This window comes from Acetobacter sp. DsW_063, assembly GCF_002153745.1.
Classification (GTDB): Bacteria; Pseudomonadota; Alphaproteobacteria; order Acetobacterales; family Acetobacteraceae; genus Acetobacter.
Genome location: NZ_JOPL01000014.1, coordinates 17,956 through 37,634, shown reverse-complemented (window position 1 = coordinate 37,634; position 19,679 = coordinate 17,956). Strand labels below are relative to the sequence as shown.

Genomic DNA, 19,679 nt, shown 5'->3' with positions numbered 1-19,679 from the left:
TTATAGCGCTCCGGAGCCTGCTCCACTCGTGCGCAGTCCCGGGCCGTGCGTGACCGGTGCGACTTCCCCGGTGCTCCAGACGATATCGCCTCCGACCATCGTCAGCAGCACTTTCGTATGGGAGATCTCCTGAGCGGGGATCGTCATCACGTTACGATCAAGGACGATCAGGTCGGCGAGTTTTCCTGGTTCGATCGAACCAGTCGTATTCTCTTGCCGCAGCTCGTAGGAAGAATTCATCGTGATCGCGCGCAGTGCGGACGCGCGAGAAAGAGGCGGCTGCGAGCCAAGCGGGCCACGATATTGCGCCCCGGCTTCCGGATCGTTTTCGCGAGTGACGCCAACTTTCAAAGCAAACCACTCATTGAGCAGATCAACCGGCCAATCGGAGCCATACGCGATGCGGGCGCCGGCTTTCTCCAGCGCGTACGCAGGCTCCATCGCGGCGACGCGGATCGGGCCAAGCGCGTCTTCTGTGGCGCCGGTCGTATCGGGAGCGCGCTTCTCCCACTGGAAGGACAGGACCGGAATCGCCTCAAGCTGCGCGAAACGGGGGAGGTCCGATGCGATGACCATTTCGTCATGCGCCAGAGCCGGCCGGAAATCAGAGCCCGGCAATGCAGATCGGACCTGCTCGACGGCGTGGAGCGCGATATGGACTGCTCCGTCGCCATCCGCGTGCATATGCGGATCGAAGCCAGCCTTAACCAGTTCCTCAAGCAGTGGTGTCAGCACTGCGTGCGGAAAATAAGGGGTTGGACCGAACGACGTTCCGGGCTCCCAGTCCGGTCGCGCCGCCGTGCCCTTGTTGACGCGGTAGGGCTCCGAGACGATTCCGGTCAGCGCCGGCGCGGAAATCACTCCGTCCATGAACAGCTTGACGTTTCGGATGGTGACGCTCGGCGATTGTACGATCGGTCCCTGATCGTACAATTGCCGCATGCGGATCGCGTAATCGGTCGCCCCTTTTGCGTCTGACCCCATAGTGGGAGTGATCAGGGGTGCGAGATGCGCGCGTGCAGTGAGGACGCCCTTCTTCTGAGCGGCCGTAAATGCGTGGAAATCCTGTTCCCGAGCCATTGCGTCGAGAAAGCTTGTGACGCCCTGCGCTCGCAGGGCGGCAAGCGCCGCCTGCGCGGCTTGAAGATAGGCGGCTTCGTCTGGCGGCGGTTCGGCCTTGACCACATAGTCCATGGCGCTGTCTTCGAGCAGGCCGGTCGGTTGGCCGGAGGCGTCATGATGGATCTCCCCGCCTTCCGGAGCCTTGGTCGTGGCGTCGATCCCGGCCGCTTTCAGCGCGGCGGTGTTCAGGAGCGCGGAATGGCCGAAGGAAGAATGGAGGACGATCGGATGCACCGGGTCGATCCTGTCGAGCGTCGCGCGGGTCAGGACCGTTCCCTTGGGTAGCATGGCTTCCTGAAACCACGCGTTGACGATGAGCCATCCGCCGGGCCGCGGTATCGATGGATCGTTGCGACAGGCCGTGACGCGCGTGACCAGTTCAGCCTCCGTCAGCGCACGATATTGCAGGGAGCAGAAGAGCAGCAGAAGTCCGCCGTCGAGCGGGTGCATATGCCCGTCCACCAGCCCCGGCATAAGCATCCGACCATGCAGGTCTATGACTTTGGCATGCGGACCTACGCTGGCGCGAACCGTCGCGTTGTTTCCGACAGTAATGATCTTTCCGTCCCGAACCGAGACGCCTTCGGCGACGCTATTTTTTGCGTCCACTGTGTAGACATAGCCGTTGACGAAAGCTGTTTCGGGAGAGGGCGCCGCTGCGGCGTGGGCGCTCGCGACAAGAGCTGCGAGAAGGGGCGGCACGGTGACGCTCCGGATCGCAGCCCGGACGTTTGTCTTCTTCATGATCAGCGCCTTTCCATACTCCAGTGGTTGAAATGGCGACGCTCCTCGTCCGCCATCCAGCGATTGAGTTCCCACAGGTTTGCGACTGGCGCGTCCGTGAAGGGAAGGGTGTGCAGATACCCGTCCGGCCCGAACTCAGGCGTCATCGTCGTGGTCTCATAACCTCGTCGATTCTGGGAAAGCCATACAGACTCCCAGAAATCCTGATGAAATCTCCGTTCTTTCCCATACTCCGGGGCGGCGGGGTGCGGGACTTGAGGCCCCTGTGCGTAACCGATCCGGGCCTGAATATGGTGCACGCGTTCCACGAACAGGGAAAGATCGTCTGTCGGGTCGTCAAGAAGCCGTTCGCAGACGACGACCCAATGACTGATGTCAACGGTGAATAACGCGTCGGGACAATGCGGCAGGACGTCCAGCGTGATCCACGGCGAGGCAAGAATGCGCGAGCGATGCGTTTCGAAAACGCACCGAACGCCTCGCTCGATACCAATTTCGTGGGCCTTGTTGATAAAATCCGCCTGAAGCCCGGCATTCCACCGATCATTGCCGCCCAGCACGTTGACGAACAGCGGACGCATTGGAGCGACGCGGTCCAGAGCGGCGCGCAGATCGTCAAGATGATCGTTGAATGTCGCGGACTGCCGAGGAATCACGCCGCCGCCGGTCAAGGCGATGGCAATATACTGCATTCCGTTGTCTGCAAGAATCCGCGCTTTCTCGCTTGCTTCGGGAAGCGTTTCCGGAGTTCGCGCCTCTACGCCCGTAAAACCTGCAGAATGAGTTTCGGGAAGGATGTCGCGCCATCCACGCCAGTCTCCCCAGAGCGTCCGAAACAGGTCAAGTCGCATGATGTCCTTACGGGATTAGAGTTCAAAATAGCGAAGCGACAGTGCCTGGAAAATGAAAATTTACAAGAAAACGGCGTCTCACGTTTCCCGTCGACTGGCGCCGGATGAAGACGCCTTGACGCCTTCGTCTGGTCGGACTGCCGCGTCCAATTGGAGAATGACGTTCGTGACCGACAGGGGGGTGAGTCCGTATCAGTAAAGGAAGCACAGAGATGCGATTTTAGAAATTGTAACGCAGATCGAAACCGACCCAGCGGGGCGTCTGGATATACTGAGCCCGGCTGTTGTCGCTGCCGGTGAAATCGTAGTTGACGCCATGCTTGTTGAGCATGTTGTCGACATAGACTGCGGCGGTCCATTTGCCGGTTTTCGGACCGACTTCCATGCGCATTCCCATGGAGCTGATCTTGTCGGTGACGCCGTTAGGGTCGCCCAGCGCCACCAGCATCTTGTCTTTCCACGTGTAGCTGACCTGCAACGTCACGCGATATTTCGCCGACACGTCGATGCCGTAACGAGCATAGGCGCTCCATGAGAAACGAGGGGCGAATGGCAGGGAAGAGTGTGCGGAGACGTTGGTTAGCAGAGGGAGGCCGGAGATGTTGGTGACTGGAGAGGTAACCTGACCATCAAGATAGGCGAAAGAGCCGTGCAGATCGAGATTGGGTACGACGTTGTGCAGCGTCCCGGACAACTCGCCGCCACGGGTGCGGGAGCGTGAGATAGGTCCAAGACTCAGTGACGTGATCCCTCCTGGCATCTCGGCCACGAACAGGGTCTGCCGGTTGTGATACTCGTAATCGAACAACGCCCCTTCCAGTTGAATCTTGTCGTGAAGCAGGCTGGTCTTGGCGCCGATCTCATAGGCGATCAGATTTTCGGGACGCACATAGTCCAGAGCGCTGGCTGCGCTGACAGGCGCCGCGAAATATGCGCCGGGCTTGTAACCGTTGGAAATCGAGCCATAGACGATCGTTCCCGGCACAATCGTGTAGCGCAGCCCCACCTTTCCGGTCAGACGCTCGTAGTCATACGTGGAGTTACGGTGGGTCAGGCTCGCGCCGGGCGTCCCTGTCAATGCGCCGCCATCGTCCACTGTGCCGCCGTGGAAGCCGCGTTCATCATAAGACACACGGCCCGCTGCGATAAAATCCAGCCCCTTGACGATATGGGTGACGGTGTTGACGTAAAGCCCGGTGGACAGATTCTGCTGCACAAAGTGATCGGTAAGATTGCCGTTTGGGGTGTCGAGCAGGAACGAACGGAAGCTGGTATAGGCTCCATTAATCTTGTCGAAGGATTCATACACGCCGACAGTCAGGTCGAGCCTGTGGGCCAGATTCATACGCATGTGCATGTCGTGCGACTGTGCGATGTACGTGTCGTTCCAGCGGTAGTCGCCTATATGGACGGCCTCGCCGTCATAGTTGTCGTAATCGTCGCGGCGATAGAAATCGATTCCGGTCGCGGAAGTGAATGTGCCGAAGTCGAACTGCCGCGTATAGTTGAGGCCGACGCCACCGCCATTTTCATTACGCCGCACAGGAGTGTCGCCCACGTTGACGGCGTTGGCGGCGGGGTTGGGTCCAAGGCCGATCGTTCCGTTGGGCAGGCCGTTGACTGCATCGCCAGTCACGTTCTGCGGCGAGGTCGGCGTGCCCTTGTCGCGCGTATAGTGGATGTTCAGCATGAGCGACGAGCGGTCATCGATATCGAACCGCGTCAAATTGCGCAGGCCGAGAATATCCTGCCCGCCGTATAGGGCGCCGGTCTTGATGTCATGCTGCCATCCGTCGCCCTTGATGTAGCTGAACGAGAACCGGTTGAAGATGCGGTCGGTGATCGGCGTGTTAATGGCGCCGCGTGCGGTGTTCGTATTGTAGCTGCTGTAGCCCCATTCCAGATATCCACCGAAATGGTCGGATGGCTTGATGGATTCCACATTGATGGATCCACCGGTCGTGCTGCGTCCGTATTCGAATCCCTGCGGGCCTTTCTCTACGCTCACGTTCTGCACGTCGAACATCTGGCCATTGTAAAAAACAGGATAGGGCGCGAACACGCCGTCCTGATAAATGCCGATTCCTCCCATGTTCGTGCCGATATAATCGTCAAGCCCGATACCCCGGATTGAAAAGATCGGCGTCGTGCCGGACGTGGCGTTGACGGCGGTGACGCCCGGAACAAACGCGGCTATTTCCTTGGGACTGACGATGTGGAGCTGTTCGATCTGCCGCCCGCTCAGCACGTTGACGGTGTTGGCTGCGGTGCGAAAGCGACGCGCCAGCGAGCTGGTTACGGTGATCGCCTCCGGATCGCTGTGAGACGAGGCATGGGTTTTCGTAGCGCTAGCAACGGATTTCTTGGGAACCGTGGCGGCGACGGCAGCGGGGCTGACGCCCGACAGGAAGAGCGCGGCCAGAGCCATCGGGCGAAGCGAAACCGGACGCGTGTTTCCGCGAGAAACAGAGTAAACCGCCACTGCGCGCTCCTTGTTATGGTTCCCGATTTTTCGGGCTCATGTTATGTTGCAAATACAAAACAAGTATCTTTCGTATTCGTTATCAATATTCGAAAGGTCACTTTTGATAGCGTATAACTTTCTTCGTTCTGGTTGGCTGTCACGAGCGGAGGACCCCATGTGTCCTGCACTCTCCGGTGGACGACGGCCACGCCAGGACGCAACGGGACATCAGCGACGCACGCAGCCCGCGGCGGCGACATTTTCCCATGATTCTGCGTTCTGGGCTCGCGGTTTGGTGCGTCTGTTCGGAGATCATTGCCGCCCGTCATGGTGGTTTGTGACGGACGATCAAAAAATGCTATCGCCTTCCGTCCGCATGATCAGGACAGCTCGGAGAGGCGACGCTCGAAGGACTTCAGAAGCGGATCATCTCGTTCAGAAAGGCGCGGGCGCGGGCGCTGCGGGGCGCGGTGAAGAATTCTTCTGGCGGGGTGATCTCCTGCACGCGTCCCTTGTCCATGAAGACGATCCGGTCAGAGATCCGACGTGCGAACCCCATCTCGTGCGTAACGCAGACGGTTGTGATTCCCTGCGCGGCAAGATCGTTGATGATCAACACCACGCCGGAGATCGCTTCCGGGTCGAGCGCCGCCGTGGGTTCGTCGAACAGAATGATCTCGGGGTCCATGCACAGCGCGCGTGCGATCGCCACGCGCTGCTGCTGTCCGCCGGACAACTGAATTGGGTATTTCGACGCCTGTTCCGCGATCCCGACCTGCGCAAGAACGCGTCGGGCCGTGTCCTCAGCCTTTCCGCGTGGAATTCTACGGACCAGGCGCGGGGCGACGGCGCAGTTCTCCAGCACGGTAAGATGAGGAAAAAGGTTGTAGTTTTGAAAAACCATACCGACCCTTCCGCGAAGTTCGGTCAGGTCTGTTTTTTGGTCGATGATTTTTCCATCGATCATCAGCACGCCGCTGTCATGCGGTTCGATTCTGTTGAGGCAGCGGATGAAAGTGGACTTTCCTGAGCCCGACGGACCCAAAACCACGATCTTCTCACCCCGCTCGATGTCAAGGCTGATGTGATCAAGCGCCACAAATTCCTTGTAAAGCTTGCTGAGATCGCGGATTGAGAGCCGCTTTTCCGGGTCAGGAAGGCGATTAAGCGTCATGGGCCGCAGCCTTGTCCCGATCGGCCCATGTGAAGCGGCGTTCAATTCGCTTTTGCACATAAAGGAAGAAAAAAACGATCCCGAGGTACCACACGAGAGCTGCGGAGTAATACTCCGTGAACTGAAACGTGCGTGCCACCTGAATCTGCGTCACCGCAAGAAGTTCCTGCAGCGATATGACGGAGGCGAGGGAGGTCGTCTTCAAGAGGCTGATGAAATCATTGATGGTCGGCGGCAGCGCGATCCGTAGCGCCTGCGGAAAGACGATGTGCCAGTAGACATGGGATTTCTTCATGCCCAGTGCTTCGGCGGCGAGCGACTGCCCACGATCGACGGCGCGCAGAGCGGCGCGATTGATCTCAACCTGATAGGCGGATTCGTTGATCGAAAGCGAAATCCACGCGGCGAGGAACGGCGTGAACCAGCTCTCCCTGAAGATCGGAAGGAACTGCGGCAATGCGTTCCAGATGAAGAGGAGCTGGAGCAGCGTCGGCGCCCCCCGGAAGACTGCGACATAGGCGCTCAGTACTGGTTGGATCAGCGAGCGGCGCCCGTTGAGCGCCAGAGCGATGGGAATAGAGATCGCGATCGCCGTCACGTGCGACAGCAGCGCCATGATCAGCGTCATCGCTGCGCCCTTGAAAAAAGCGCGGGAGACAAGGGCCGAAAGGAACGTCTGAACGTCGAAGCGGGACGGAGCTCCGCGCGTCGCAGCGGCCTCCTCCAACGTGTCGTCGATATTCCATTTGTGCGCGAGCGCAGTCAGCGTCCCGCGCCGACGCAGCTCGTCTACGGCTTGCTCCAGACGCGCCTTATCCACGGAATCCTTGCGAATATAGATCGCGAAATCATGGAAGTCAGGAATATCCGGCTTGAAAATCGTGGTCACTTTCCCGCCGAGTTGCCGCCTGCGGTAAAGCACCTCCACGTCCTGACTCAGCGCGGCGTGCGCGCGGCCGAGCAGGACCTGCTGGATGACCTGATCCTCGCTCGGATAAAGCTGCACCCGGACGGGCGGCTTTCCCTGCGCCGCCAGAGCGGCGTTCTCGATTTCGATCAGTCGGCCGTAGCTTGTCCCGGTTTCAATGGCGACTGTCTGTCCGGAAAGCTCGGAGAAGGACGATATCTTCGGCGTTCCCGCGCGGGCGATGACGACCATCGCGGACTCGTAATAAGGGATCGCGTCGAAATTCCGCTCCCGCGTCGCCTGTCGCATGACGCCGCTTATGACCATGCCGCAGCGTCCGGCGGAGAGACTGGGAAACATCCCTTCGAAATCCATCTGCACGATGTCCGGCCGCAGATTCCAGACGCCAGCGATCTCACGGACCAGGTCGATGTCGAAGCCAGCCAGCGCACTGGCCTCCGCGCCGTTCACGAAGGTCATCGGCGGCAGGGTCGGGTTGGTGCAGGCCGTCAGCGTTCCATTGGCGGCGAACGAAGGAGGCGCCTCGGCTCGGGCGGAGATCGTGGCGAACATTGTTACGAGCCCGGCGATGAGGACGCCCGGCAGGCCTGTGCGTCTCAAGGGCGTACCTCGTCGAGAATCGCGCGGAATGCGTCGATCATGACCTGTGTCTCCGGAGACGGCCGGGTCAGAAGATAAAACCCGTGGGTCACCGAGAGGCCGTCGAACGGGATCCGCCGCAGGCGTCCTTCAGCTTCCATAGGGGCTGCGAAAAGTTCGGGGAGGAAGCCGATATAAACGCCCGAGAGAATAAGAAGCGCGCGGGAATCGATATTTTCCGCCGTGGCGGAGTAATTCATTTCATCGCGCAGATCGTCCCAGCGCGGGGACGAGGCCGCTTCAGACACAGCGATCATGCGTGCGGAAGCCAGCATTGCTCGGGTAATTGCGCCATCGGTAGCGGAAAAGAACGGATGACCTCGTCCGCAGTAAAGGAACGAGGCCTCCTGGAAGAGCGCGGTCGTCTGCATTTCGGGACGCTGTTGCGGGTAGAGTGTGATACCCGCCGTCGCGGCGCCGCTGCGTACGGCGAATTCGACCTCACGGGGCGAGGCGGAATGCACGTCCAGATGGACGGCGGCGTAGCGCGTCGCGAAACGTTCGATGGCGGGGAGCAACGCCGTGTCACTGTGAATCTGGATGGTGTCGGGTAAATAAAGACTGAAACGACCGGTGAGTGTTCCGCTGGCGTCATTCACGCGTTTCTGAAATGCGTCCAGATCGGCGAATAGCTTCTGTGTTGCGTCCAGCACGATGGCCCCGGCGGGGGTGAGTGCGAAACCGCTGCGACCGCGCTGGCACAGCACCAGATTCAACCGCTTTTCCAAAGAGGAGATGTCAATGCTGACTGCCGATTTACTTTTACCCAGCGCCACTTCGGCTGCGGCGAAGCCTCCATGCGCGGCGACGCTCGCGAATACGCGCAGGAGCCGTAGATCCACTTCGGCGACCCGGCCAGCAAAACCGCTTGAGGGGTGGCGGGGCGTCGGTCGACGGGATCTGACGGCCTGACTGCGGGGCAATAACCTGTCCGTTGTTGCGTTGGTTGATCGTTTCACAATCCAATCAAATTGCAAGACGTTCCGTCAAGAGAAAAGTATTTTATTTCCAAAATTGTATTTGGAATTGGATATTTTGCCGAATGGTTTTGTATTTGCAAAAGTGAAATTGAGCAGAAAGAAGGCGAGACGCCCCGGCGATCCGTGATAGCGTCGACCAACGAGACACAAGTGATTCCACAGACCTTACGGGAGGACGAACCGGGTGACGGCGAACAAATGGTTCATCGACAGCGAGACAGGCGATCTGTCGGACGTGCTGCTCTGTCGGCCTGATTATTACTCCTGGATTCCGAGCAACGACATTGCGATCGAGACGCTGGAGCGGAACGGTCGCCTTGATCGGCAGGCGTTGCAAGGGCAGTTCGACGAACTGGTGCATGCGTTGGGCGCGAATGACGTCACCTGCCATTTTCTTACGCCGCAGCAGGGCATGCCTTATCAGGTCTATACACGAGACAGTTCACAGACCACGCCATTTGGCACTGTCGTCACGAAGCTGATGCGTGATGAGCGTGTCGGCGAGGAGGCGGAGATCCGCAGCTTCTATGGTGACGACGCGGTCTGGCGCTCATGCGCCAAAGGGCACATTGAAGGCGGCGACATCCATATCATTCGTCCGGGTCTTGTTGTTGTCGGCGTCACCGGATGCCGTACCGACGAAGCAGGAGCGGCCGAATTCCTCGGGTGGTTCGAGGAAGCCGGGTGGACGACCCGCGTCATACGTTTTCCAAAGCACTTCCTGCATCTCGACGTGATTTTCGCCATGGTGGCGGAAAATCTGGCCCTGTGCGCAGTCGATGTTCTGGCCGACGAGGACCTGGACTGGCTCCGTGCGCAAGGGATACGGCTTCTGCCAGTCACGTACAAGGAAGTCATGCGTGACATGGGCTGCAATGTGCTGGCCTTGGGGCGCGAACGCGTCGTAAGTCCGCGTCATTCAAAGCGCGTGAACGAGATGCTGCGTGCGGAAGGGTTAACGGTGGTCGATCCGGAGTTGAACCAGTTCTCGCAAGGCGGAGGCAGCGTGCATTGCATGACCATGCCACTTCGTCGCCGTTCTCTGGCGGCGTCCTGAGTAGATCGGCGCCATCTGAATCGGACCTCCGGTCTGAGCGAGGGCAACTATGAAAGTCGATGGCGGCGCTCTCTTTCGTTGCAAGGAGACCTCACGACGGAGATCTATCCTTGCCGGGAGATATGCTGTGGTAACGAACTCGGGACGGTAGGGAAGGCGTCGCCGGTTGCACCCGGCCAGACGCGATCCGGGCCTTGACAGAGAATTCGAGATAGAAATGTTCCAGGCGCGATCAAATGTGGCGCGAGGGACTATGTCCGGGGCCAGCATGAGATGTATTGGACGCACGTTGCGTTTGGAACTGCATTCAAATGGTTGCGCAGCAATGTGAGCGCGCAGGAGCCGGTTCCGTTTGAATCACCTACCTGAGACTACCCGCTCTCGTCGTAAAGATTTCTAAAAGAGCACAGACAAGAACCGCTACCCCTACCCCTTGTTCAGGTCCTTCCGATAACCAGCTTGCGACATACGCCGAACAGGCTCTCCCTGAGCCACTGATGCACCGGATCATTGTCGCGCCGGGGGTGCCACGCCTGAAACGCCTCCACCTTCGACAGAACAAAGGGAAAGTCGAAGACTCGAAGGCCCAGCGCAGTAAGCGGAACGCGATCCAGCGCCATGCCCGGAAGCAGCAGGATGAAATCCGTGTCGCACATGCTGTCGATCATCGCCTTGTAGTTTGGGACAACCAAAACGACGCGTCGGGTCAGGCCGAAATGATCGCGTAGCGCCCAGTCGAGAGGCCCGTGAGCCCGGCCTCGCCGCGATACGCTGATGTGGTCGTAATGAGTCAGGCTCTGCGGCGTTATGCCCTCGTCGAAAATAGGGTGGTCCTGTCGAACCAGCGCGCGCATCCGGTCATAAAAGATGGTCTGCCGCCTGATTTCCGGACTCAGCATGTCGGTGGCGCCAAGGTAGAGGTCAATGCCTTCGTTACGCAGCGCATCGCTGGGCGGTTCGTCAATTTCCGGCGCGAAGACCAGTTCGCAATTCGGACATTCTTCCCGAAGTTTGCGCAGCAAGGGCAGCGCCACCGCCGCAGTGACGACGTCATTGGCGCGGATGGTGAATTTCGGCGTCATGTTGCGCAGGTTGGACAGGGCGCGCGTCTCGATCAGACCGTCCGCCGCTCGCACCACCTCCTGAACACGGTCGAGAATGCCCAGGGCGAAGGCGGATGCGGTCAACTGGCGCCCGGACGGAACAAGGATCGGGTCGCCGAACACTCTGCGAAGCTTGGACAGGTGGCGGCTCATCGCCGGCTCGCTCACATGCATTCTTCGGGCTGCGCCGGAGACGCTTTCCTCTTCGATCAGAATTTGCAGAAAACGCAGCAGATCAAGGTCATATCCTCGCATCCGCCCATACTACTCTTCCAGATGAGTCACAGGCCACCGAAAACCATTCCGAAAAATGAAATCCAGACTTAATCGGAATGGAGGTTTTTCTGCATTCGATTGCGTTGATGATGCGGGCCATGATTTCGGAAGCTCGCGACACACATGGCGGCGAAGCCAGCCACCCAGCCTCGCCCGATGGGGCGTCGGCATCCCAGCCGTCTGTCGTCCCATCGGCGGCGCCGGTCATTCATGCGTCGCCGCCCATGCCATCGTATATTCCGCCTTTCGGCGTCCGGACGATCATTGGATGCGTCGGGATGCTGCTGGCTGTGCATGTCGCGGGCTTCAACGAACATGTGACGGAGAATGGTCTTGCCGACATTCTCGGGGCGATGCACATCAGTCACGACGACGGCACCTGGCTGATCACGATCTACGAGGCGTTCAATATCGCGGCCATGGCGTTCACGCCGTGGTTCTACATGACGTTCTCGATCTACCGTTTCTCGATTTTCATGACGGCGATGATGGCGCTGCTCGCCATCCCGGCGCCATTCATGCCGGATGTGACGTCGCTGTGTGTGCTGCGCGCGTTTCAGGGCATGGCCGCAGGGTGTCTGCCGCCTGTGCTGATGACCGTCATGCTCAAATATCTACCGCCAGAAATTCGTGTTTTCGGCATTGGCGGGTACGCGATGAGCGCGACCTTCGGCCCCAATCTCGGTCTGCCGCTGGAAGCGTTCTGGTTTGAGCATGCCGGATGGCATTGGCTTTACTGGGAGATCATCCCGCTTGCGGCGTTGGCGGTCGCAATGATTGCGTACGGCCTTCCGCGCGATCCATTGCATATGGAGCGGTTCGAGAAATTCAACTGGTTTGGTCTGATGGTCGGTTTGCCCGCTATCTGTTCGCTGGTGATTGTCCTTTATCAGGGGGACCGCCTGGACTGGTTCCGTTCGACGACCATTACGCATCTTGCGTTCTGGGGAGGAGCGGCGTTCGTCGTCTTCCTTATCAACGAGGCGTTCCACCCGAGCCCGTATTTCAAGATTCAATACTGGCGCTCACGCAACATTCAGGCGTCGTTGATTTCTCTGGTCGGTATTCTGGCAATCTGCGGGTTGCTGTCTGAGCTCCCGGCAACATATCTGGAAGAGATTCGCGGTTACCGTCCGATCCAGACGGCTCCGGTCGCTCTCGTGGTGGCGTTGCCGCAACTGATCATGCTTCCGTTGATCGCCGCCATCTGCAACAGCCGCCGTGTCGACTGCCGCTACGTGCTGGCAGGGGGAATGGCGTGTCTGGCGGCGGCAGCGTGGTTCGGCACATGGCTGACGCCTGACTGGGTTCGCGACAATTTCTACGTCATCCAGATCCTGCAGGTATTCGGACAGCCGATGACGGTCATCCCGACGCTGATGCTGGCGACGCTTGCGCTAGGCCCCGCGGACGGTCCGTTCATCTCCGGCATGGTCAACATGCTTAAAGGGCTGGCGAACGCTGTGGCTTTCGCCATCTTCGCCGCCGTGACCCGCCGTCGCGAGCAGTATCACTCCGTGATGTTGCTCGATCGCCACGGCGCGAACGGAACAACACTTCAGGGGCTGGGCGACCCGATCCAGCAACAGTTGGCCGGCACGTCGCCCGACGCGGGCCATGTCGCGCACAACGCACTCGAAGTCTTCCACACATACGTCCACGAGCAATCTGTCGTTCTCGGGCTTGCCGATATCTATTTTGGTCTGATCTGGGTCTGTCTCGGCTACGCGGTCCTGAACGTTCTCCTGCCTCGTCGTGTCTATCCGCCTCGCGCTCCGGCGGCGACGGCTCCCGCCCACTGAATTTCGCGGATGTGAATATAATGATTTACAGAAAACCACTGCTATACGCTGGCTGCGCCGCAGCCGTGCTCGCGATCGCGGCCTGGGGCGGCAGCCGACTTGTTTTGGGCGACGGCGTGAGTCAATACACGAACGACGCGTATGTCACTGCCGATTTCACGGCGGTCGCGCCCAAAGTGTCGGGGCGTATCGACCGCGTTCTGGCCGAAGATAACGAAGCCGTACGCGCTGGCGAAGAACTCGCCCATATCGAAGACGACGATTACCGCGCCGCTCTCGACGCCGCAAAGGGCCGTCTTCTTGCTGCACAGGGCGCTGCGCGAAATCTGGAGGCGGAGCTGACGCGGCAGGATTCTGTCATCGCCGGAACTCGTGCGGCCGTAGAGGCGGACCGGGCCGACCAACTGTTCGCTCAGCAAAACATGCAGCGGTATCGCACCCTGTCTTCTGGTGGAGCAGGCACCATCGAGCAGAAGCAGTCCAGCGAGGCGAAAGACAAGGAAGCGGAGGCCGCCATTGCGCGGGATCAGGCCGCGACGGACGCCGCTATCCGCCAGGTCGATGTCCTTAAAGCGCGGCTGGTTGAGGCGCAGGGGCAGGTCATGCAGGCGCAGGCCGACGAAAAACAGGCCGAACTGAACCTGTCCTACTGTACAATCCCGGCGCCAGTCTCCGGCGTCGTTGGCGAACGCGGCGTGCGTGTGGGCGCTTATGTGCATCCCGGCACAGCGATCCTCGCTATCGTGCCGACGCAGGCCGCCTACGTGCTCGCCAATTTCCAGGAAACGCAACTCACCAAAGTGCAGACCGGGCAGGCCGCCACTATCCGTGTGGACACGTTTCCGGGGCGATCGCTGAAAGCGCATGTGGACTCGGTAGCGCCTGCGACCGGCGTCGCGTTCGCGCCGATTCAGCCGGACAACGCAACCGGCAACTTTACCAAGGTGGTGCAGCGTGTCCCGGTGAAGCTGACCTTCGATCCGGGACAGCCTCTCGCTTCCAAAGTCAGGGTGGGCATGTCGGTGGAGGTCAGCATCGACACGGGCTCGCGCCTATCCGGTCCTCATGCTGATGACGCCCGCTATGTCTGGCGCTGACATGCTCAATGCAAACATGTCGGTCGCCGCCGAGGGGCGCCAGCGCCAACCCCGCTTGGCGCTGGCGGCGACGCTCTGTCTTGCGGCGTTGACCGCCTGCACGGTGGGGCCGGATTACCACAAGCCAGCGATCAGGAGCGCTGCGAACTGGCGCCAGAGTCTGCCGCCTTCGGAAAGTCGTCCTGTCGAGACAATGGCCGACCCGCAATGGTGGCGTCTGTTCAACGATCCGACGCTGACGGCTCTGGAGAACGACGTTACGGCCTCGAATCTCGATCTTCAGGCTGCGTCCCTGCGCCTGATGGAGAGCAACGCTGAACGCAAGATCGCCAGTGCTGCGCAGATGCCTCATATGGAGGCCAACGCCTCCTACGCCCGCGAGCGGGCCAGCACAAACGGCATCCTCGGTTTGCTCGGGACCATGGAGCGGGAGCAGGCGGGGTCGATCGCCAGCGGCCAGCAGGGGTTCGGTCCGACCGCGCTGCCGGGCAGCGTCGGCAACCCGTCGTTCAACCTGCCGCAGTATGGAATGAGCGCATCGTGGGAGGTCGATCTCTGGGGACATGTCCGCCGACAGGTCGAAGCAGCCACGGCGGCGGTGCACGCGACGGAAGACATGCGCCGCGATCTGCTCGTGTCGCTGATGGCCGAGACCGCGCAGGATTATATCGACCTACGGGGCGTGCAGGCGCGCATCGGCATTCTCGACCACAACATTCAGATTGCGCGTGACAGCGTACGTCTGACGACGCTTCGCTTCCAGCAGGGCGCGGCCACGCGTCTCGACATTGCGGACTCGACCGGGCAGCTTCACACCTTCGAAGCCCAGCGCGGCCCTCTGGAGAGGGAGGAGGTGCATCTTCTGAATGCGCTGAGTTTCCTCGTCGCGCAGGCGCCGGGCGCTCTGAACGCCCGTCTGGGCAAGCCGTCGGCGATTCCGCCTGTGCCTGCGAGCGTGCCGGTCGGCCTGCCGTCTCAGCTTGCCGAACGGCGGCCAGATATCCGCGCGGCGGAGGATCGTCTGCACGCAGCGACCGCTTCCGTCGGCGTCGCGGTGGCGGATTTCTTCCCGCGCATCACCCTGTCAGGCAGTCTCGATATTCAGGCCCTGCAGTTCAGCGGCCTTGGGTCATGGGCTTCCCGTCAGTATGGTTTCGGCCCTACCGCGACCTTGCCGTTGTTCGAGGGGGGGCGTCTGACCGGGCAATTGCATCTGCGCAAGGCGCAGCAGAAAGAGGCGGCGATCTTCCTGCAGCGGACTGTGCTCAAGGCTTGGCAGGAAGTCGACGACGCGATGGCCGATCTGTCAGCCTCGCAGTCTGAACGCGATCGGTTGCAGGAGGCCGTTCACGAAAATCAGATCGCGGTGGAGACTGCGCAGGCTCAGTACAAATCGGGTTCGTCCGACTTTCTCAATGTGCTGACCATGCAAAACGCGCTTCTTGCTTCTCAGGGACAGTTGGTTGACGCCACCACGGAGGTGTCCCGCTCCGTGACGCGGCTTTACCGCGCTCTCGGCGGAGGTTGGGAGACGACCTACCCTGTCGCGTCGCGCCCCGCGACGTCTAACGGCTGAGCGGAGATCCGACAAATATGATCACGATCCGCCGCGTCGATATGCTTGGGACAATCCAGGAAGCGGGAGTCGATCTCCGTTGTCATTTTGCGTTCGGCTCCTTTCAGGATGCCGCATATGTCCATGACGGCCGCCTGCGCGTCGTCAACGCCATGCGTATCGCATCGGGAGCGCAGTTCCGCCTCGGAGCGGAGCAGAATGTAGACATCGTGACATGGGTGGCCGACGGCGCGCTGAGCGCGACGTCTGAGCTGTTTCCATCCGAGACGATCACGGCCGGGGGGCTCCACGCGATCAGCGCCGCAAGCGGGTGTCAGTCCTTCGGCTGGCGCGCCGGGCCGGCCGGAGCGTCTTGCCTTCAATTCTGGTTTCTGGCCGATAACGAAGGCGGCGAACCGGCGCAGGAGACGCGACCGGATTTTCCTGCGATCGAAGACGGAAGTTTTCGTATTATCGCATCCGGTTTTCCAGAAGATGATCCGGAGGGGACGGAGGCTGTCATCGACGGCGCTCCTGTGACGTTGCGGTCCAGGTCTCGTCTCCTGCGCGCGACGTTGCGTGCCGGGGAGGGCGCTCTCTATCGGACAGCCCCCAGCTGCACGCTGTACATGATCGTCGCGAAAGGCGCGGCTTCGCTGGGACGGGAGTTTTTTGCCGCTGGAGACGCCGCAAGGATCGACGGGCAGGATGAGGCGGTTGTCATTGCGACGCAGGATGCTGTCATTCTGCTTGCGGATACCGCTAACGGATAAAACTTTCGTTCAAAATCCTTCTGCTATTGCACGATTACGGTCTCTCCGTGTGCAGTCACGCTCATGTCTCCTTGCATGTATTTTTAGCTGAGCGAAGGGTTTCCTTTTATCGGGTCGCCCCCCTGATCGCTCGTCTCCGCGACGGCGTTTACCGCACGCGCTTCGGGCGCGGCGCGATTGCCTTGGCGCGTTTTCAAGGAACTCTGGACGCATAGCGTGTGGTTGCGACGGGACACTTGCGCGACTAAGAGCGTCGGCGGCGGCAGGAGAGGCTGGTTTGCGTCGCCATATCGCTGCGTTGAATATTTCTCGTTTTTCCCAAAGCGTCGAACCCGTCACCCTCCGGTTCTGTCCAGAAACGGGAGACGACGATGGCCGCGACAACCCGGCGACAGCTCAAGCTTGGAGCTATCCTTGCAGGGGCGGGAACGGATTTTACCCAATGGCGTGACCCGGATCTTCCGGGCGATGCAAGCGTAGACATCGGTTGGTATATCGAAAACGCCCGGCTGGCCGAGGCGGCGAAATTCGATCTGGTTTTCATAGTCGACAGCCCGTTCATTACTCCGAACACTGCGCCGCATTTCCTGAACCGTCTTGAACCGTTGACGCTGCTGTCGGCGCTGGCGGTGTCGACGTCCCGGATCGGGCTGGTCGGCACGCTGACCACGACGTATTGGGAGCCGTATAACGTAGCGCGCCTGTTCGGCTCTCTCGATCAGATCAGTCATGGGCGCGCAGGCTGGAACGTGGTGACGACGGGTCTGGAAGGTGCCGCACGCAATTACAACCAGCAGGCCCATCTGGATCATGCGGTTCGTTATCGGCGGGCGCGCGAATTCGTCGATGTCGTGCAGGGATTGTGGGACAGCTACGAGGACGACGCTTTTCCCCGTGACAAGAGCACAGGCGTATTTCTCGATAAATCGAAGCAGCATGCGTTGAATCACAGGGGTGAATTCTTCTCCGTCGATGGGCCTCTGGCGCTCGCTCGTTCGCCTCAGGGCCAGCCGGTAATTTTTCAGGCAGGGGACAGCGACGCCGGGAGACGGCTTGGGGCGGAGATAGCCGACGCCACGTTCGCCGGGGTGGACGATCTGGAGACTGCTCAGGCGTATTACCGTGATCTGAAGTCCCGGGCGGCCGCATTGGGCAGGGACCCTGCGTCGATCACCGTAATGCCCGGCATAGCGCCGATCCTCGCCGAGACGGATGAGGAAGCGCTCGCCCTCGGAGAGAGCCGCAACGAACACCAGAGCATCGAAAAGAAACTCGTCGAGCTGGGCAGGGCCTTCAATTATCATGATTTCAGCCAATATCCGCTCGACGGACCATTCCCGGACGTCAGCAACCTGACGCTGAACAGCTATAAAGGACGAGCGGAACGAATCCTTCGTGGGGTGAAGGCTGGCGGCCTGTCCTTGCGCGAAGCCGCAGAGCGTTATGGCGCTTCCCGCTTTGGGTTCGTGGGCTCTCCGGAAACCGTCGCCCGACAGATCGAGAACTGGTTCCTCAATGAAGCGGCGGACGGTTTCAACATACGTGTGACTTCGCCGCGTGATTTTCATCTTTTTCGCACGCGGGTAGTTCCCATCCTCCAGCAGCGCGGTCTCTTTCGAGTCGAATACGAGACGGACACGCTGCGCGGCCATCTGGGGCTACCGGTCCCGGAGAACCGGTGGACAACGCAGCGCAAGGCTCCCTCCAGCGCTCTCGACGCAGCTTGACAGGACGGAACCACTAAGATGCCGCAAGAACGCAAGATTAAACTGGGTCTCATCCTTCATGGCGTTGGGCGCACATGGGATGATTGGCGACATCCCGACAGGGATGTCCGCGCGAGCACCAGCCTCTCATTCTATCGGACGCAGGCGCAACTGGCGGAAAGAGGGAGATTTGACTTTCTGTTCGTCGCTGATTCCCTATCGATTAATGAGAAATCCAGCCCTCATTATCTGTACCGTTTCGAGCCGCTGACCATCCTTTCGGCGCTCGCTGCAGTGACAGAGCATATTGGCCTCGTCGGCACGTTGAGCGTCAGCTACACAGAGCCATTCAATGTCGCGCGCCAGTTCGCGTCGCTGGATCATATCAGCGCCGGTCGCGCAGGGTGGAACGTCGTGACGTCATGGTTGAGCGATACGGCGGCGAACTTCGGCAAGGCGGTTCATCCGGCGCATCATGAACGGTACCGCATCGCCGCCGAACATCTTTCTGTCGTGCAGGGCCTTTGGGATAGCTGGGAGGACGACGCGCTGGTTGGCGACAAGCAGGGCGGCGTCTTCGTCGATGCGGCAAAGCTGCATCGCCTGGATCACGTCGGTCCCTACTTTCAGGTGAGGGGGCCGCTGAACATCGGACGTTCGCCGCAAGGTCAGCCGGTGATCTTTCAGGCAGGCGCTTCCGAGGATGGGAAAGATTTCGCGGCGCGCCACGCGGAGGTTGTCTTCTGTGGGCCGCAGAATCTTGAAGAGGCCCAGACCTATTATCGTGATCTGAAAGCGCGGGCCGAGCGCCTGAGCCGCCCCGACGGCGTTCCTTTCATCCTCCCGGGCGCCGCTCCGATCGTCGGGCGCACCGATGAAGAAGCCGAGGTGTTTTATCAGGAATTGTCTGCTCTGACGTCGATCGACACAGGTCTTGGCTTTCTCTCCCGCGCATTCAACGATCATGACTTCCGTCAATACGATCTCGATGGCCTCTTTCCCGACGTCGAGCATATTGGTCAGGACAGCAACCAGAGTGCGTCGCAGCGTATTCTGGAGCGGGTGCGCGCGGGAAATCTGACGGTCCGTCAGATCGCGCGAGAGCTCAGTACGCCACGCGGGGATTTTGTCGGGTCACCGGAAAAAGTTGCAGATGCGCTTCAGCGCTGGTTCGAGAACGAGGGGGCGGACGGGTTCGTTATCTTCGAGGCGTTGCCCGGTCAGCTCGAGCGATTCGTCGATCTCGTGGTCCCGGTGCTTCAGCAACGCGGTCTGCTGCGCGTCGAATACGAGCATGACACGTTTCGCGAGAATCTTGGGCTGCCTTTCCCGTCCAACCGCTACGTCGCAGAGAATAAGCGCGCTGGCTGAAATGCGCGGGGCGTCGTGCGGTCAAACGACGGCGCCT

At 60.2% G+C, this 19,679-nt stretch carries 14 protein-coding genes; 7 read left to right on the top strand and 7 right to left on the bottom strand.

Annotated features, from left to right (window positions below; genetic code table 11):
• The 6 genes from HK28_RS03630 to HK28_RS03605 all read right to left on the bottom strand — a co-directional run bounded on the left by HK28_RS03630 (position 1) and on the right by HK28_RS03605 (position 8,764).
• Positions 1 to 1,866: an amidohydrolase gene (locus HK28_RS03630; protein WP_086643257.1), complete on the bottom strand. Its 1,866-nt coding sequence runs from the start codon at positions 1,864 to 1,866 to the stop codon at positions 1 to 3.
• A gap of 2 nt (positions 1,867 to 1,868) precedes the next feature.
• A complete protein-coding gene (locus HK28_RS03625) occupies positions 1,869 to 2,717 on the bottom strand; it encodes a sugar phosphate isomerase/epimerase (RefSeq protein ID WP_086643256.1) in 849 nt (282 codons plus the stop codon).
• A 220-nt stretch (positions 2,718 to 2,937) separates the two neighbouring features.
• Positions 2,938 to 5,145, bottom strand: coding sequence for a TonB-dependent receptor (locus HK28_RS03620; RefSeq protein WP_086643282.1), 2,208 nt, complete (start codon positions 5,143 to 5,145; stop codon positions 2,938 to 2,940).
• Between the two features lie 451 nt (positions 5,146 to 5,596).
• The gene (locus HK28_RS03615) at positions 5,597 to 6,355 is read right to left on the bottom strand and encodes an amino acid ABC transporter ATP-binding protein (RefSeq protein ID WP_086643255.1); all 759 of its coding nucleotides are present in this window, start codon (positions 6,353 to 6,355) and stop codon (positions 5,597 to 5,599) included.
• On the bottom strand, positions 6,345 to 7,883 hold the full coding sequence (locus tag HK28_RS03610) for an ABC transporter substrate-binding protein/permease (RefSeq protein ID WP_369823587.1): 1,539 nt from the start codon (positions 7,881 to 7,883) through the stop codon (positions 6,345 to 6,347). Before HK28_RS03610 ends, HK28_RS03615 begins: the two co-directional genes overlap by 11 nt.
• Positions 7,880 to 8,764: a LysR family transcriptional regulator gene (locus HK28_RS03605; RefSeq protein WP_233140327.1), complete on the bottom strand. Its 885-nt coding sequence runs from the start codon at positions 8,762 to 8,764 to the stop codon at positions 7,880 to 7,882. The genes HK28_RS03610 and HK28_RS03605 overlap by 4 nt, the downstream gene beginning before the upstream one ends.
• A 322-nt stretch (positions 8,765 to 9,086) precedes the next feature.
• Here HK28_RS03605 and HK28_RS03600 point away from each other — a divergent pair, with 322 nt between their 5' ends.
• The gene (locus HK28_RS03600) at positions 9,087 to 9,959 is read left to right on the top strand and encodes a dimethylarginine dimethylaminohydrolase family protein (RefSeq protein WP_086643253.1); all 873 of its coding nucleotides are present in this window, start codon (positions 9,087 to 9,089) and stop codon (positions 9,957 to 9,959) included.
• Positions 9,960 to 10,396: 437 nt separating this feature from the next.
• Here the strand turns inward: HK28_RS03600 and HK28_RS03595 are convergent, their stop codons facing one another.
• Positions 10,397 to 11,317, bottom strand: coding sequence for a LysR family transcriptional regulator (locus HK28_RS03595; protein ID WP_086643252.1), 921 nt, complete (start codon positions 11,315 to 11,317; stop codon positions 10,397 to 10,399).
• A 245-nt stretch (positions 11,318 to 11,562) separates the two neighbouring features.
• On the opposite strand from HK28_RS03595, the gene HK28_RS03590 reads away from it, so the two are divergent.
• From HK28_RS03590 to HK28_RS03565, 6 genes are all read left to right on the top strand, one after another.
• A complete protein-coding gene (locus HK28_RS03590; RefSeq protein WP_233140331.1) occupies positions 11,563 to 13,140 on the top strand; it encodes an MFS transporter in 1,578 nt (525 codons plus the stop codon).
• A 20-nt stretch (positions 13,141 to 13,160) separates the two neighbouring features.
• Positions 13,161 to 14,237, top strand: coding sequence for an HlyD family secretion protein (locus HK28_RS03585; RefSeq protein ID WP_086643251.1), 1,077 nt, complete (start codon positions 13,161 to 13,163; stop codon positions 14,235 to 14,237).
• Positions 14,224 to 15,813: an efflux transporter outer membrane subunit gene (locus tag HK28_RS03580; protein ID WP_369823585.1), complete on the top strand. Its 1,590-nt coding sequence runs from the start codon at positions 14,224 to 14,226 to the stop codon at positions 15,811 to 15,813. The genes HK28_RS03585 and HK28_RS03580 overlap by 14 nt, the downstream gene beginning before the upstream one ends.
• 17 nt (positions 15,814 to 15,830) lie before the next feature.
• Positions 15,831 to 16,565: a hypothetical protein gene (locus HK28_RS03575; RefSeq protein WP_086643250.1), complete on the top strand. Its 735-nt coding sequence runs from the start codon at positions 15,831 to 15,833 to the stop codon at positions 16,563 to 16,565.
• Between the two features lie 371 nt (positions 16,566 to 16,936).
• The gene (locus tag HK28_RS03570) at positions 16,937 to 18,292 is read left to right on the top strand and encodes an LLM class flavin-dependent oxidoreductase (protein WP_086643249.1); all 1,356 of its coding nucleotides are present in this window, start codon (positions 16,937 to 16,939) and stop codon (positions 18,290 to 18,292) included.
• Between the two features lie 18 nt (positions 18,293 to 18,310).
• A complete protein-coding gene (locus HK28_RS03565) occupies positions 18,311 to 19,642 on the top strand; it encodes an LLM class flavin-dependent oxidoreductase (protein ID WP_086643248.1) in 1,332 nt (443 codons plus the stop codon).
• Positions 19,643 to 19,679 lie beyond the last annotated feature (37 nt).

What these genes read in the sequence shown, in the direction of transcription:
- HK28_RS03630 (WP_086643257.1), bottom strand. Translation starts at nt 1,866, where the DNA reads ATGAAGAAGACAAACGTCCGGGCTGCGATCCGGAGCGTCACCGTGCCG.
- HK28_RS03625 (WP_086643256.1), bottom strand. Translation starts at nt 2,717, where the DNA reads ATGCGACTTGACCTGTTTCGGACGCTCTGGGGAGACTGGCGTGGATGG.
- HK28_RS03620 (WP_086643282.1), bottom strand. Translation starts at nt 5,145, where the DNA reads ATGGCTCTGGCCGCGCTCTTCCTGTCGGGCGTCAGCCCCGCTGCCGTC.
- HK28_RS03615 (WP_086643255.1), bottom strand. Translation starts at nt 6,355, where the DNA reads ATGACGCTTAATCGCCTTCCTGACCCGGAAAAGCGGCTCTCAATCCGC.
- HK28_RS03595 (WP_086643252.1), bottom strand. Translation starts at nt 11,317, where the DNA reads ATGCGAGGATATGACCTTGATCTGCTGCGTTTTCTGCAAATTCTGATC.
- HK28_RS03590 (WP_233140331.1), top strand. Translation starts at nt 11,563, where the DNA reads ATGCCATCGTATATTCCGCCTTTCGGCGTCCGGACGATCATTGGATGC.
- HK28_RS03585 (WP_086643251.1), top strand. Translation starts at nt 13,161, where the DNA reads ATGATTTACAGAAAACCACTGCTATACGCTGGCTGCGCCGCAGCCGTG.
- HK28_RS03580 (WP_369823585.1), top strand. Translation starts at nt 14,224, where the DNA reads ATGTCTGGCGCTGACATGCTCAATGCAAACATGTCGGTCGCCGCCGAG.
- HK28_RS03575 (WP_086643250.1), top strand. Translation starts at nt 15,831, where the DNA reads ATGATCACGATCCGCCGCGTCGATATGCTTGGGACAATCCAGGAAGCG.
- HK28_RS03570 (WP_086643249.1), top strand. Translation starts at nt 16,937, where the DNA reads ATGGCCGCGACAACCCGGCGACAGCTCAAGCTTGGAGCTATCCTTGCA.
- HK28_RS03565 (WP_086643248.1), top strand. Translation starts at nt 18,311, where the DNA reads ATGCCGCAAGAACGCAAGATTAAACTGGGTCTCATCCTTCATGGCGTT.